This is a genomic window from Nocardia gamkensis NBRC 108242 (assembly GCF_001612985.1).
Taxonomy (GTDB): Bacteria; Actinomycetota; Actinomycetes; order Mycobacteriales; family Mycobacteriaceae; genus Nocardia; species Nocardia gamkensis.
In genome coordinates this window covers 66,389-80,093 of record NZ_BDBM01000005.1, presented here as the reverse complement: position 1 = coordinate 80,093, position 13,705 = coordinate 66,389, and the positions used below count along the sequence as shown (strand labels likewise).

The window sequence follows — 13,705 nt, the reverse complement described above, 5'->3', positions numbered from 1 at the left end:
AGACCAGCATGCCAGCCCGCGGCGCCTGTGCGGCGCGGGTCGTCAGAAGAACCAACCGAGCATCGCGTCGCGTTCCGCGCGGAAGGCGTCGTCGAGTGCGCGGATGTGGGCGGAATCCTTGGCCCGCAACCGGTTCGCCGCCGCGAACACCCGCGCGGGATACGCGCCGAGATACATGCTGCCGAGCACGTCGATGCCGAGTTCGAGATCGGCCGCGCGATCGGTCGGTTCGCATTCCGCCAGTCCGCTCCGCACGCGCAGCGCGAACGTGCCGCTCGCGTTCCGGAACGGGTCGGTCACCGCGAGCGTCACATCCAGGTCGTCCGCGTAGCCGCGCGCCGTCAACGCCGCCGGGACGTCCATCAGGCGAAGCCACAGTCCGTCGTAGCGGGCGGTGGTGCGCACCAGCCGTGGATCGGTCAGCAGATAGGGCAGCGGGTCGTGGTCGGTGAGCACGGCATCCACCCGCCGTACCAGATCGAGGCCGAGCAGGGCCCGCCACAGAGCCGCGTGCGCTTCGGCGGTGACCGTCCGTAGTTCGACGACTTCCACCGTCCGCGCCCTGCCGTCCGCGTGGTACCGGTAGAGCGCGTAGCCGTCGGCGTGCAGGAGTCCGAACAGCGTGCTGCCGCCCTCGCGGTAACGCTCGGGATCATCGAACACGATGTCCCAGGCTGCCGCCGGGCGCACCTGTGCGCCGGGCACCAGCCTGCGCCAGCGGTCGTAGATCGCTTCCGCGGCCGAGCGCAGGTCGGCAGGCGGCCGCAGCGTGACACCGCCGGGATCGGGCGTCGACGGAAGGAACGCCGCGAACCGGCGGTCGATGCCGACCGCGTTCTCCCGCGTCGCGGTGCCGTAGCCGAACCGGCCGTAGATGCCGCCTTCGCTCGCCGTGAACATGGTCAGTGGCAGGCCTGCCGCCTCGACGCGCCGGTGCTGCTCGGTGTACATGGCGCGCAGGATGCCGCGCCGCCGGTGCGTCGGCGCCACTCCGACGCCCGCGATGCCGCACACCCGCACGGTCCGCTCGCCGGGCACCGTCACCGTCATGGTGGTGGACTGCGTGTGCCCGACGACCTCCCCTCCCTCGACCGCCACGATCGAGTTCTCCAATGGGAACAGCAGCGGTGTCCCCCGCATCTCGGCCGAGTCGTAGCGGGTGCCGAACGAGGTCTCGACCAGCGTCGTGATCGCGGGCGCGTCGTCCGCGGTGGCCGACCGAACCGTGATTCCCGAGGAGGTCATGCCTCGACGATCTCACGTTCGCGCACCAGCACGCACCGGATTATCCGTGGCTCGCGACCGCCTGGCGAACACCGATTCGGCCTGTGCCGCGACCGCCCGGCAGGATGGAGCGGTGGCCGAAGTGATCGATATCGATGACCCCGCGGACCCCAGGGTCGACGACTTCCGTGATCTCAAGTCGGTCGACCGCAGGCCCGATCTGCCCGGGCGCAAGGGGCTGGTGATCGCCGAGGGCGTCGTGGTGGTCCAGCGGATGCTCGATTCGCGCTTCGCGCCCACCGCGCTGCTCGGCGTGGAGCGCAGGCGAGCCGAACTCGCCGACGATCTGACGGCCGTCGACGTGCCGTACTACCGCGCGACGGCCGAGGTGATGGCCGAGGTGGTCGGGTTCCACCTCAACCGCGGCGTGCTGGCCGTCGCCCGCCGCCCCGCCGAGCTCGGCATGGACGAGGTGCTCGAGAAGGCGCGCACCGTCGCGGTGCTCGAGGGCGTCAACGACCACGAGAACCTCGGCGCCATGTTCCGCAACGCGGCCGGACTGGGAGCCGACGCGATCCTGTTCGGCGACCGCTGTGCCGACCCGTTGTATCGCCGCGCCGTGCGGGTATCGATGGGGCATGTGCTGCGGATTCCGTTCGCGTCCGTGCCGCAGTGGCCCGCCGGGCTGGATATACTGCGGCGCAAGGGATTCCAGATCATCGCTCTTACTCCCGATCCGGCGGCGGCGAATCTGGCGGTGGCGATGACGGGGGAGCGGGTGGCGTTGTTGCTCGGGGCCGAAGGGCCGGGACTGACCGAGGAGGCGATGCGGGCCACCGACGTCCGCGCGCGCATTCCCATGACGCCCGGCACCGATTCGCTCAATGTCGCGACGGCGGCCGCGATGGCGTTCTACGAGCGGGTGAGGACGGCGTGACCGGACCGTATCGTCCGTATCCGTCCTACCAGGACCCGACGCCCTGGGGTGCGGGGCTGACCGTGGCGGTGATGGTGGCGCTGCTGGCCGCGGTCGCGGTGTATTCGTTCGGGGCCGCGCTGGCCGAAGTGCACCCGTTGCTCGCGGTGGCGGTGAATCTGGTCGCGGTCGGCGGCGCCGCGCCCACCGCTTGGCGCTGGCGTTTCGCTCCGGTGACGCGGTGGGTGATCGGCGGCGGTGCGGCGGGTGTGCTGCTCGGATGGATCGTGCTGCTGCTCGGCGGCTAGCCGACGGGGTCGTGTCCGCGCAGCCAGCCGAACAGGCCGCGCCTGCGCGCGGGGTTGTGCGCCCCGCCATCGGCCGCGCTGCGCATCGGCGAATCGGGCATCGTGCCCTTGGGGTGCAGCGCGAACTTGCAGACGGGGATGTCGCCCGGCGCGAGCCCCCCGGGCGCGGCCGGCGCGCGGTAGTGGAAACCGAGCCATTCGTCGTTGGCCGCGTCGGCGAAGTCCGGCGGATCGAACGGCAGCGAATGCGGGTCGGGCAGTTCGCCCGCGCGCCGGCGCACCGGATGCTCGCCTGCCCAGTACGGCCGCTCCCACACCAGCGGAAGACCCTCGTCCTCCAGGATGCGCACCCGGGTCGAGCTGAACGACCTGCGGAATTCGCCGCGCTCCCAATGGGCGAACGCGCCCCAGCCGTGCTCGACGTCGAACGACACCAAGTAGGTGTGCTCCGAGGCGAGCGGCCGCACCAGCAACTCCGGTATCTCGGTCGGGTGGATGCGCGCGGACTGGGCCGAGCACAGCACCGTCACGCCGGGAAAGCAACCGATGCACACCTCATCCGCGGCCGGGCCCGCGCAACCCGCGAGTGTGCCGACCATGACCGGCCGCACATCACGGTCCTCGTGCAGTTGCTTCGCCAGTGCCAGTGCGGCCGAGGGATCCGGATTGTGGTTCGCGCGCAGTACCGTACGGGGATCGGGTGCGTCGACGTACCAGAGCGACCAAGCCTTGGATAGCATTCCGGCACCTCCCGATAGTCGCACGAATCAACTCCGCGAACTTCGAGCAACGCCCGGAGACGCCGACCGGCGCACCGCTGCGGTGACCTGCCCGGCGCCGACGCACGTCGTCGACCACACCGAAAATTTACTCGCCCCGCACCGGTCGCGGTGCGGCTTCACACCGCGAACATCGGTTCGTGATCACAGTTTTCGCGAGCGCACGGGCGCTGCACGGAAATATCCGGCACTCGAACGCGCTCGCGCGTCCGGGATCGGTACTACCCGGAAGACCGGGCGTGGCGGGGAAGGACTCAGTGACCCGAGCTGCGCACCCCGAGCAGCACGTCCTCCCAGGACGGCATCGGAGCCTTGCCGCGCTTGGCGCGACTCGGCTTCGCCGGAGCCTTGGCTGCGGGCTTCGCGGGCTCCTCGGTGGCGGCGGGCGCGGGCGCGGTGGGCTCCGCCGTGGTGGTCGCGGCGCCGTTGGCGGGCACCGCGTTACCGGCAGCCGCGGGGGTCGCGGTACCGGCCGCTGCGGGAGCGGCGCTGGTGGCCGCCGCCGGGATCGCGGCGGCGCTGCCGCCGGAAGCGACGGCCCGCTGTTCGTAGTATTCGTCCAGCGTGGGCTGACTCTGCCTGCTCGCCGGCCGGGTGGGCGGCGCAGCCGGGGCGGGAGCGGGACGCGGTTCGACCACCGGTTCCGGCTGCGGCGGGGCCGGTTCGGGTTCGGGAGGCACGATCGTCGCCAGCCCGCGCAGCGCGCGCCCGAAATCCGGATCGATCAGATCGGAAGCCGGGTCGTCGAGCGGTGAGACCGAGCCGCCGTGCGCGTCCGGCTGGTAACGCCAGTGCGCGGCGATCTCGGAACGCCCGTTCTGCCACTGCAACTGGGCGACCCAGTAGCCCTTCTCGTCCTTCCAAGCGTCCCATTCGGCGCCCTCGATGTTGTGTCCGCGCGCGGTGAACGCGGCGGTGACCACATCGATGAGGGTGTCCACGGCGGGACCGTCGGGGCGGACCGGGTGCGCCTTCTGGGCGAGTTCGGCGGCGCGGGCTCGCTCCAGCAGGACCGGATAGGCGAATCGCTCGACGCGACTGGCCGGCATTCCGGATTCTTCGGTGACCTGTTCTACGGAGGCCCCTGCGCGAATACGGGCCTGGATATCGCGGGGACGCATAGTTGCTTCCATTTCGATCTCAATCTGGCCGAATCGGGCAAGGTCTCCGCGCGCGGCGGCTCGCAGTTTGTCGTCGGCGGGCAGCCGGAACTTCTGACCGGACTCGGTGTCGATACACACGATGTGCGTGGAGTCGGGCGTCACCCCGATCACTCGAAGTTCACGCACCGTTACCTCCTTATCGCGTCGACTCGCGACACCGCCCACTTTCCGAAACAGTAGTGCACATCTGAGATTCATGGGGCAGGACACGCGGCACGGAAATCTCCGGAGAGACGTCCGCGCCCCGCTAATCTGCTCTGTTTGCTCCGCTGCGCCTAATTCCGCGGCGTGTCGATCCCGGGCGTGTTGCGGCCGTCGGATCCAATTACGCGGCGCTCAGCCGAGATTCTGCACGACCCAGTCGATGGCGCGGGTCAGCTGGCCGACGTCGTCCGGATCGATCGCCGGGAACATGCCGACGCGCAGCTGGTTCCGGCCCAGTTTGCGGTACGGCTCGGTGTCCACGATGCCGTTGGCGCGCAGAATCTTCGCCACCGCTGCCGCGTCGACCGAATCGGCGAAATCGATGGTGCCAACCACCTGCGAGCGGTGCGCCGGGTCGGTGACGTACGGAGTGGCGTACTCGCTCGACTCGGCCCAGGAGTACAGCCGCGACGACGAGTCCAGCGTGCGCTTGACCGCCCAGTCCAGGCCGCCGTTGCCGTTGAGCCATTCGATCTGGTCGGCGAACAGCAGCAGGGTGCCCAGGGCGGGGGTGTTGTAGGTCTGGTCCTTGGTGCTGTTGTCGATCGCGATCGGCAGCGACAGGAAATCGGGCGTCCAGCGGCCCGACGCCTTGATCTCCTCCACCCGGGCCAGCGCGGCCGGGCTCATCAACGCGACCCACAGGCCACCGTCGGAGGCGAAGCACTTCTGCGGGGCGAAGTAGTAGACGTCGGCGTCGGTGATGGTCACCGGCAGGCCGCCCGCGCCGGAGGTGGCGTCGATGGCGATGAGCGCGTGGTCCGAGCCCGCCGGACGCCGGACCGGGATGGAGACACCGGTCGAGGTCTCGTTGTGCGCCCAGCCGATCAGGTCCGCCGACGGGTCCGACACCGGCTCCGGCGCGCTGCCGGGCTCGGACGAGACCACGATCGGATCGCCGATGAACGGGTTGCCCTTGGTCACCGCGGCGAACTTCGAGCTGAACTCACCGTTGGTCAGGTGCAGGGAACGCTCCCGGACCAGACCGAACGCGGCGGCGTCCCAGAACGCGGTGGTGCCGCCGTTGCCGAGCACGACCTCGTAGCCGTCCGGCAGGCCGAACAGCTCGCGCAAGCCCGAGCGCACGCGCGCCACCACGTCCTTGACCGGTTTCTGCCGATGCGAGGTTCCGAACACCGAGGCGCCGACGTTCACCAGCGACTGCAGCTGCTCCGGACGCACCTTGGAGGGGCCGCAACCGAACCGTCCGTCGGCGGGCTTGAGATCGTCGGGAATGGTCGGAAACGCAGAGGTCATGGCGAACAGGGTAGTCGGTGGTATCGCTGTGGCGACGCCCACACTCCGGCTAACGTAAGCGCCCATGAGCATGGCGTCAGCTAACTCGGGGTGGCGACTGCGCGAGCGGGCACGGAATTTCCGGCTGCGCGGTGCGACGGTCTCGGACGCGATGCGGCGGGAGTTGCTGATCCGGGGGGAGTCGGGGACCGCGACGATCCTCGGCGTGCGTCCGCGGCGCACCGAACCAGGGCACGTGTTCTGGGTGCGGGTGCAGCTGGCGGGGGAGTTCCCCTACGAGAGCCGGGTGCGGCAACGGGTGGCCGACGCGGATCTGGAATGGATGCGGGCGGGCGATGTCGTGTGCTGCCGGGTCGACCCGCGCGACCGTGATCGCCTCGTGCTGTACGTGCCCGACCTGGAGGAATCGGGCCGGGCCAGCATCGCGAAGATCCTCGCCGACGGCCGCCGCGCCGACGCCACCGTGCTCGCCGCCGCGCCGGTCGCGGCCGACTACTCCGGTCGCGACGACCCGGTGCTGCGTCTGGACCTCGAACTGCGCGCCTGGGACGAGACCAAACCGTGGCGGGTGCGGCTGGTCCAGCCGGTGCCGTTGAACGCCATCCGTCTCGTCGACCTCGGCCAGCATCTGGAGGTCGCCTTCTTCGAGGTCGACCACGGCGAGACGGTCGCCGTCGACTGGATCGCATCGCTCGAGGAGTGAACGGCGGGCGAATCGGCCGAGCGGCTACAGATGCACGAAGGTGAAACCCATCGCGCGGATCTTCGGTAGCGCCGCGGCCATTCCCGCCGCGGTTCCCGAATGCGGCCGGTGCATATGGGCCAGCGCAATAGCGCCCGGGGCGACGGCATTCATCGCCGCTTGCACATCGACGGCCGGCGCGGTCGCGCCGAAATCGGCGTTGATACCGAAACCGACCGGAGTTTCGCCCAATTCGTTGACGATGGACACCGCGACATCGTCGTAATGCGCGGTGCCCGCGCGGAAGAATCGCGGCGGCGCGCCGGTCAGCGCGGTCAGCAACTCGTGGTTGGCCCACACTTCGTCGGCGGCCTCCCGCGCCGACCCGGTCCCCGCGATGCCATAGGCTTCGCGGCCGTTCACCGAGAGCGGTTCGCGCGCGACGCCGTGATCGGCGAGTTCGAACAGCGAATTCGCCGCCAACTGCGCGGCACGCGCACGGTTGGCCTCGATCCAGCGCTTGTCGAGGAACAGCGTCGCGGGAATCCGCTCGGTGATCAGGAAGTTCACCAGCGACTCATCGATGTCGTTGTTGCCTGGGCCGCCGCAGGCGTCGAATATGCCGGGTGCGACGCGAGCCGGACGTGACAGCGGCACAACGTCTTCCGCGGTGACGCCCGGCTCGTGGCCGTGTGTGGCCTTCGGTTACGTGTGCGCGATCGTCGCCCAGCCCGCGACCTCTTCGGGTTTGCGGGGGCCGGGGCCGGTGTAGATGGCAGCCGGGCGCACCAGCTTGCCCAGCTGCTTCTGCTCCAGGATGTGCGCGCACCAGCCCGCGGTGCGGCCGCAGGTGAACATGGCGGGCATCATGTGCGCGGGCACCTCGGCGAAGTCCAGGATCACCGCGGCCCAGAACTCCACGTTGGTCTCGATGGCGCGGTCCGGACGACGCTCGCGCAGCTCCGCCAGGGCGGCCTGCTCGAGCGCGGCGGCGACCTCGTAGCGCGGCGCGGCCAGCCGCTTCGCGGTGGCGCGCAGGACGCGGGCGCGCGGGTCCTCGGCCCGGTAGACCCGGTGACCGAAGCCCATCAGCTTCTCCTTGCGGTCCAGGATGCCCTTGACCAGGGCTCGCGCGTCGCCGGTCCGCTCGACCTCCTCGATCATCGGCAGCACGCGCGCGGGCGCGCCGCCGTGCAGCGGACCGGACATGGCGCCGATCGCGCCGGACAGCGCGGCCGCGACGTCGGCGCCGGTCGAGGCGATCACCCGGGAGGTGAAGGTGGAGGCGTTCATGCCGTGCTCGGCGGCGGAGACCCAGTAGGCGTCGATGGCGTCGGTGTGGCGCGGGTCGGGGTCACCCTTCCAGCGGGTCATGAAGCGCTCGGTGACCGTGGTGCACTCATCGATCTTCTTCTGCGGGACCGCGGGCTGGTAGATGCCGCGCGCGGACTGCGCGACGTAGGACAGCGCCATGACCGAGGCCCGGGCGAGGTTCTCGCGGGCGGTCTCGTCGTCGATGTCCAGCAGGGGCTGGTAGCCCCAGATCGGCGCGAGCATGGCCAGCCCGGCCTGCACGTCGACGCGCACGTCGCCGGTGTGCACCGGGAGCGGGAAGGGTTCGGCGGGCGGCAGGCCGCGCCCGAACGATCCGTCGACCAGCAGCGCCCACACGTCACCGAAGGTCACCCGGCCTTCGACGAGGTCCTCGATGTCGACGCCGCGGTAGCGCAGCGCGCCGCCGTCCTTGTCGGGTTCGGCGATGTCGGTGGTGAACGCCACCACGCCCTCGAGGCCGCTGACGAAATCACTGGGGACGGTGGCCTGCCCACCGGAAACCGCGGGGCTGGTAGTCATGTCGCGACTCTCCTTGCACTTGGTTCACACGTTCTCGCCGATGGGAAGATGTCGGATTTGACGAGCACATGCCGATCATCAAAACCTTAGCTCGCTGCTACCGGGGAGTAACGTCTGGCCCATGCGTGACCTGGACACTTCATCGGATCTGGCGGCCATGCGGGTCGACTACGGCGGCCTTCCGCACGGCGGCAACGACGACGTCGACCTGGACGAGACCTGGCTCGCCGGTGGCTGGGAGCCGCTGCTGCGGCACTGGATCGAACAGGCCACCGCGGTGGGCATCGCCGAACCCAACGCCATGGTGCTGGCCACGGTGTCGGTGGCCGACGGCACACCCCGGCCGGTCGCGCGGACCGTGCTGTGTAAAGGGCTCTCGCCGGAGGGTGTGATCTTCTACACCAATTACGACTCCGCCAAGGGCGCTCAGCTGACCGCCGTGCCGTACGCCGCGGTCACCTTCGTCTGGCCCGCGCTGGGCAGGCAGGTGCATCTGCGCGGCGCGGTCGAGCGCGTTCCCGCCGAGACGACGGCGGCGTACTGGCGTTCCAGGCCGCGGGACTCGCAGCTGGGCGCCTGGGCGTCGCGTCAGTCCCAGCCGATCGGCTCGCGTGCCGAACTGGATCGCACGCTGGCCGAGGCGACCGCGCGGTTCGCCGATGTCGACGAGATCCCCGTACCGCCGCACTGGGGCGGCTTCCTGGTGCGTCCCGCCGAGGTCGAGTTCTGGCAAGGGCGGCGCGGCAGGCTGCACAACCGCATCCGGGTGCGGATCGAGGATGGGACGACCACGGTCGAGCGCTTGCAACCCTGACGTATTCCCAGCGTGCCCGTGACAATTGTCGTGTCGAACGGGTCGCGACGACTGCGTACGCTGCGGCGGTGAAACTGCTCGCCGACATCACTCCGCTGCGAAATCCGGACTACCGACGCCTGTGGAGTTCGGGCATCGTCACCATGATCGGCGCGCAGCTGTCGGTGGTTGCGGTGCCGCAGCAGATCTTCCAGATCACCGGCAGTTCCGGCTACGTCGGACTGGCCGGGCTGTTCGGCTTGGTGCCGCTGATCGTGTTCGGCCTGTGGGGCGGCGCCCTCGCCGACGTACTGGACCGGCGCAGACTCCTGCTGATCACGAATTCGGGCACCGGGCTCACGGCGCTGGCCTTCTGGCTGCAAGCGGCGGCCGGGGTGCGGAACGTGTGGCTCGTGCTCGGCCTGTTCGCCGTGCAACAGGCGTTCTTCGCGGTGAACCAGCCCACCCGCAGCGCCACCATTCCCCGCCTGCTGCCGGAAGGCCAACTGGCCGCCGCGAATTCGCTGAACATGACGGTGATGCAGTTCGGCGCCATCGCCGGGCCGGTGCTGGCCGGTGCGCTCATCCCCGCGGTCGGCCTCGCCACGCTCTACCTGATCGACGCCGTCGCGCTGCTGGTCACCCTCTGGGCGGTGTGGCGGCTGCCCGCCCTGCCGCCCACCGGAACGGCGCGCCGCGCCGGATTCCGCACGGTGCTCGACGGTTTCGGCTACCTCGCCACGCAGCGGGTGCTGCTCGCGTCGTTCGCGGTGGACGTGATCGCCATGGTGTTCGGCATGCCGCGTGCGCTGTTCCCGCAGATCGCGCACGAGACCTTCGGCGACCCGGCGACCGGGGGCGTCGCACTCGGCCTACTGTTCGCCTCGATGTCGGCGGGCGCGGTGCTCGGCGGGGTGTTCTCCGGCTGGATCCCGCGTATCCGCAGGCAGGGCCTCGCCGTGCTGGTGTGCATCGCGCTGTGGGGGCTGGCCATGGTCGGCTTCGGCCTCGCCGTCGGATTCACCGGCCACGGCCTCGCCCTCGGCGCGGGCTTGTGGATCGCGCTGGCCTGCTCGGCCTTCGGCGGCGCGGTGGACATGGTCTCGGCCGCGCTGCGGGTCACGATGCTGCAGACGGTGGCCACCGACGATCTGCGCGGGCGGTTGCAAGGGGTGTTCACCGTGGTCGTCGCGGGTGGCCCGCGCGTCGGTGATGTTGCCCACGGTTTCGCGGCTGCGAGCCTGGGTACCGCTGTGGCCGCCGCCGGTGGAGGCACGCTCGTGGTGGTGGGCGTGGTGCTCGCGGCGGTCGCGTTTCCGGCTTTCACCCGTTACCGTGTCGGGCGCGCTCATGCCGAAATCGCCGTGTGACGTGCACCGCGACCGCTCCGCTCCGTGCCCGCGGGACCTCACCGCGCCGGGATGTGTTTGTGAGCCGCCGCAGGACTACCCTCCGGTATTGTCCGCGTCGGTGAACGGCTAGCGTTGAGGCAAGCGCATCGTGTGCCGACCGCGCCGGTGCCTGTGGTTCTAGCCTGAGAGGGATCCTTCCGTGCCCGCTGAGAACATCATCAACGTCGACGACGACGCCAAGCCGGTCCTTTCCTACCCCGGCGGCGAGTTCCCGATGACGGTCACCAGGGCCGCCGAGGGCAACGACGGGATCGAGCTGGGAAAGCTGCTGGCCAGCACCGGGTACGTGACATACGACCCGGGTTTCATGAACACCGCCCCGACCAAGTCGGCGATCACCTACATCGACGGTGAGGCGGGCATCCTGCGCTACCGCGGCTACCCGATCGACCAGCTCGCAGGGGCCTCGACCTTCATCGAGGTCAGCTACCTGCTGATCTACGGCGAGCTGCCCACCCAGGCCCAGCTCGAGGACTTCACCGACCGCATCCGCAGGCACACCCTGCTGCACGAGGACCTGAAGCGGTTCTTCGACGGCTTCCCGCGCAACGCGCACCCGATGCCGGTGCTCTCCTCGGCGGTGAACGCGCTGTCGGCCTACTACCAGGACTCGCTGGACCCGCGCGACCCCGAACAGGTCGAACTGTCCACCATCCGGCTGCTGGCCAAGCTGCCCACCATCGCGGCCTACTCCTACAAGAAGTCCGTGGGCCAGCCCTTCCTCTACCCGGACAACTCGCTGAGCCTGGTGGAGAACTTCCTGCGGATGACCTTCGGCTTCCCGGCCGAGCCCTACGAGGTGGACCCCGAGGTCGCCGCGGCGCTGGACATGCTGCTCATCCTGCACGCCGACCACGAGCAGAACTGCTCCACCTCGACCGTGCGCCTGGTCGGCTCGTCCGACGCCAACCTGTTCACCTCGGTGTCCGGCGGCATCAACGCGCTGTGGGGCCCGCTGCACGGCGGCGCGAACCAGGCCGTGCTGGAGATGCTCGACAGCATCAAGGCAGGCGGCAGCGACGTCAAGGAGTTCATCCGCAAGGTCAAGAACAAGGAAGACGGTGTCAAGCTCATGGGCTTCGGGCACCGCGTCTACCGCAACTACGACCCGCGCGCCTCGATCGCCAAGAAGCATGCCGACGCCATCCTGAGCAAGCTCGGCGGCCACGACGAGCTGTTCGACATCGCCCAGGCCCTGGAAGAGGCCGCGCTCACCGACGACTACTTCATCGAGCGCCGCCTGTACCCGAACGTCGACTTCTACACCGGCGTCATCTACAAGGCGATGGGCTTCCCGACCCGGATGTTCACCGTGCTGTTCGCCATGGGCCGGCTCCCCGGCTGGATCGCGCACTGGCGTGAGATGCACAGCGAACCGCTGAAGATCGGCCGTCCGCGGCAGATCTACACCGGCTACGGCGCCCGCGACTACCGCGAGATCACCAATCGTTGACGAAATCCATCCATCACCTATCGAAGGGGATAGCCGAATGACCAAACCGGAGATCGAGTTCCAGGCAGGGCCCGCGCCCACCGAGCTGGTGATCAAGGACATCATCGAGGGCGAAGGCAAGGAAGCCGTGCCCGGTGGCACTGTGGAAGTGCACTACGTGGGCGTCGAATTCGAATCCGGCGAAGAGTTCGACTCCTCCTGGAACCGCGGTGAGTCCATCACCTTCCCGCTGCGCGGCCTGATCCAGGGCTGGCAGGATGGCATCCCCGGGATGAAGGTCGGCGGTCGTCGTCAGCTGACCATCCCGCCGGAGCTGGCCTACGGCCCGGCGGGAGCCGGTCACCGCTTGTCCGGTAAGACCCTGGTCTTCGTGATCGACCTGCTGAACGCCAACTGATTCGGCGGCGCGGCCCAGTGCCCGCCCGCGAATCGCGAGATGTATGGCCCGTGTTCCGCTGAGGAACACGGGCCATCGTCGTATCCGCCTATCGCCGGACGATCTCGACGGGGTCGGTGAGGGCGGTTGCCAGTGCGGATTGCTGGCTGCTGCTGCGCTGGGGGAGGGCGGCTACGGCCTTGTCGGTCTGGGTGTTGAGGTTGTGGGCGATGCTCTGCAACTGGTCCACGCCGCCGGTGAGCCGGCTGATGGCGTCGACAAGCTGGGCGCCCCCCTGTTCGGCGAGCTGGGGGAGGCCCTCGGCGAGCTTCGCGCCCTCCGACAGTTGCGCGCTCGCACCGGTCAGGCGGTCGACGACGGTGCGAAGCAGAGTACCGAGATCGGTATCCGGGTCGACCGCGCCGCCGACGAGCGAACCGAGGCCCGTCAGCTGGGAGCCCGCCTGCGCGGACACGCTGCGCAGCGCGTCCAATTTCCCGATGATGTCGGCCAGCGCCGGATCGTTCGCGAACGGCAGCGCGCGCAACAGCGGCAGGATCTGGTCCAGTCCGCCGCTCACCGTGTTCGCCGTGCGTTCCACCTGCGCGATCGTGATGCCGGTCGAATCGAGGGCGGCGGCGAGCTGGTCGGCTTGCGCGGCAGCGCCGTCGACGGTGGAATTCAGCAGCGCGATGGCCGAAGTGAGCTGCGCAGAACCCGATTTGGCTGACTCGAGGAAGCCGAGCAGCTGGTCGGCGCCTGCGCTGAACTGGTCGGCACCCGCGGCGGCCGCGCCGACGCCCGCGTCGAGCAGCTGGGCGGTGAACCGCACCTGTGACAGCTGGGTCCTGGCCTGGGCGACGGCGGTGAGGGCGGCGTCGACGCCCACCGCCCCGATCCGATGCGTCACCTCGGTCACCGCACCGTGCACCAGGTCGGCGTCGGCGTCTTCGTCGGTGTCCACGGTGACCTCGGCCCGCTTCGGCTCGGGGCCGGCCAGGGTGCCCAGCGATTCCGTGAGATCGGCGGGCAACGTGATGACCGCGGCGTAGTCGCCGGTGCTCGCCTCGCCCGGCGCGGCGGCGGTCCATTCGTAACCACCCGCGTCCTGCAACGCCTTGACCACGCGCGCACCGGTGGGCCCGGTATCGGCGTTGACCAGAGCGATTCCCGTCGGCCTCCGATCATTCCCGGTACACGCGGTGATTCCGGCCCCGAGGGCACCGGCCGAGAGGAGCGCAACGGCGAGAATGCCCCAGCGGGCCCGTTTTTCGATCACGCCGC

At 69.7% G+C, this 13,705-nt stretch carries 14 protein-coding genes; 7 read left to right on the top strand and 7 right to left on the bottom strand.

Features of this window, described 5'->3' with window-relative positions; all coding sequences use genetic code 11:
* Positions 1 to 42: 42 nt before the first annotated feature.
* Complete coding sequence (locus NG1_RS05140) at positions 43 to 1,245, bottom strand: GNAT family N-acetyltransferase (protein ID WP_062968502.1); 1,203 nt, start codon at positions 1,243 to 1,245, stop codon at positions 43 to 45.
* A 112-nt stretch (positions 1,246 to 1,357) separates the two neighbouring features.
* Between NG1_RS05140 and NG1_RS05135 the strand changes: the two genes are divergently transcribed.
* Both NG1_RS05135 and NG1_RS05130 read left to right on the top strand, forming a co-directional pair.
* On the top strand, positions 1,358 to 2,161 hold the full coding sequence (locus NG1_RS05135) for a TrmH family RNA methyltransferase (RefSeq protein ID WP_062968886.1): 804 nt from the start codon (positions 1,358 to 1,360) through the stop codon (positions 2,159 to 2,161).
* Positions 2,158 to 2,448 (top strand): DUF2537 domain-containing protein, encoded by a 291-nt coding sequence (locus NG1_RS05130; RefSeq protein WP_281218069.1) that lies wholly within the window; start codon positions 2,158 to 2,160, stop codon positions 2,446 to 2,448. Before NG1_RS05135 ends, NG1_RS05130 begins: the two co-directional genes overlap by 4 nt.
* Here NG1_RS05130 and NG1_RS05125 read toward each other — a convergent pair.
* The 3 genes from NG1_RS05125 to serC all read right to left on the bottom strand — a co-directional run bounded on the left by NG1_RS05125 (position 2,445) and on the right by serC (position 5,851).
* Complete coding sequence (locus NG1_RS05125; protein ID WP_062968500.1) at positions 2,445 to 3,188, bottom strand: DUF6928 family protein; 744 nt, start codon at positions 3,186 to 3,188, stop codon at positions 2,445 to 2,447. The two genes, NG1_RS05130 and NG1_RS05125, sit on opposite strands and share 4 nt — an antisense overlap.
* Positions 3,189 to 3,481: 293 nt before the next feature.
* Complete coding sequence (gene sepH / locus NG1_RS05120) at positions 3,482 to 4,516, bottom strand: septation protein SepH (RefSeq protein ID WP_062968498.1); 1,035 nt, start codon at positions 4,514 to 4,516, stop codon at positions 3,482 to 3,484.
* A gap of 210 nt (positions 4,517 to 4,726) precedes the next feature.
* Complete coding sequence (gene serC, locus NG1_RS05115) at positions 4,727 to 5,851, bottom strand: phosphoserine transaminase (protein ID WP_062968496.1); 1,125 nt, start codon at positions 5,849 to 5,851, stop codon at positions 4,727 to 4,729.
* A gap of 64 nt (positions 5,852 to 5,915) precedes the next feature.
* Between serC and NG1_RS05110 the strand changes: the two genes are divergently transcribed.
* On the top strand, positions 5,916 to 6,554 hold the full coding sequence (locus tag NG1_RS05110; protein ID WP_062968494.1) for a hypothetical protein: 639 nt from the start codon (positions 5,916 to 5,918) through the stop codon (positions 6,552 to 6,554).
* Positions 6,555 to 6,578: 24 nt separating this feature from the next.
* Here the strand turns inward: NG1_RS05110 and NG1_RS05105 are convergent, their stop codons facing one another.
* Together NG1_RS05105 and NG1_RS05100 are read right to left on the bottom strand one after the other, a co-directional pair.
* Entirely contained in the window at positions 6,579 to 7,190 is a 612-nt protein-coding gene (locus tag NG1_RS05105; RefSeq protein ID WP_062968492.1) for a polysaccharide deacetylase family protein, read from the bottom strand.
* Between the two features lie 48 nt (positions 7,191 to 7,238).
* A complete protein-coding gene (locus NG1_RS05100) occupies positions 7,239 to 8,387 on the bottom strand; it encodes a citrate synthase 2 (protein ID WP_062968490.1) in 1,149 nt (382 codons plus the stop codon).
* Positions 8,388 to 8,508: 121 nt separating this feature from the next.
* Between NG1_RS05100 and pdxH the strand changes: the two genes are divergently transcribed.
* The 4 genes from pdxH (at position 8,509) to NG1_RS05080 (ending at position 12,442) form a co-directional block, all read left to right on the top strand.
* Positions 8,509 to 9,201 carry a pyridoxamine 5'-phosphate oxidase gene (pdxH, locus tag NG1_RS05095; RefSeq protein ID WP_062968489.1) on the top strand — a complete coding sequence of 231 codons (693 nt, stop codon included), beginning with the start codon at positions 8,509 to 8,511 and terminating at the stop codon, positions 9,199 to 9,201.
* 68 nt (positions 9,202 to 9,269) lie between these two features.
* Complete coding sequence (locus tag NG1_RS05090; protein WP_062968487.1) at positions 9,270 to 10,550, top strand: MFS transporter; 1,281 nt, start codon at positions 9,270 to 9,272, stop codon at positions 10,548 to 10,550.
* A gap of 181 nt (positions 10,551 to 10,731) precedes the next feature.
* Complete coding sequence (locus NG1_RS05085) at positions 10,732 to 12,045, top strand: citrate synthase (protein ID WP_083864068.1); 1,314 nt, start codon at positions 10,732 to 10,734, stop codon at positions 12,043 to 12,045.
* A gap of 37 nt (positions 12,046 to 12,082) precedes the next feature.
* Positions 12,083 to 12,442, top strand: a complete 360-nt coding sequence (locus NG1_RS05080; RefSeq protein ID WP_062968485.1) for an FKBP-type peptidyl-prolyl cis-trans isomerase — start codon at positions 12,083 to 12,085, stop codon at positions 12,440 to 12,442.
* A gap of 88 nt (positions 12,443 to 12,530) precedes the next feature.
* Here the strand turns inward: NG1_RS05080 and NG1_RS05075 are convergent, their stop codons facing one another.
* The gene (locus tag NG1_RS05075) at positions 12,531 to 13,700 is read right to left on the bottom strand and encodes a YhgE/Pip domain-containing protein (RefSeq protein ID WP_062968483.1); all 1,170 of its coding nucleotides are present in this window, start codon (positions 13,698 to 13,700) and stop codon (positions 12,531 to 12,533) included.
* Between the last annotated feature and the right edge of the window lie 5 nt (positions 13,701 to 13,705).

Bases quoted from the DNA above. Each gene is read 5' to 3' on its own strand.
- NG1_RS05140 (WP_062968502.1), bottom strand. From the start codon at position 1,245: ATGACCTCCTCGGGAATCACGGTTCGGTCGGCCACCGCGGACGACGCG.
- pdxH (WP_062968489.1), top strand. From the start codon at position 8,509: ATGCGTGACCTGGACACTTCATCGGATCTGGCGGCCATGCGGGTCGAC.
- NG1_RS05100 (WP_062968490.1), bottom strand. From the start codon at position 8,387: ATGACTACCAGCCCCGCGGTTTCCGGTGGGCAGGCCACCGTCCCCAGT.
- NG1_RS05080 (WP_062968485.1), top strand. From the start codon at position 12,083: ATGACCAAACCGGAGATCGAGTTCCAGGCAGGGCCCGCGCCCACCGAG.
- NG1_RS05110 (WP_062968494.1), top strand. From the start codon at position 5,916: ATGAGCATGGCGTCAGCTAACTCGGGGTGGCGACTGCGCGAGCGGGCA.
- NG1_RS05125 (WP_062968500.1), bottom strand. From the start codon at position 3,188: ATGCTATCCAAGGCTTGGTCGCTCTGGTACGTCGACGCACCCGATCCC.
- serC (WP_062968496.1), bottom strand. From the start codon at position 5,851: ATGACCTCTGCGTTTCCGACCATTCCCGACGATCTCAAGCCCGCCGAC.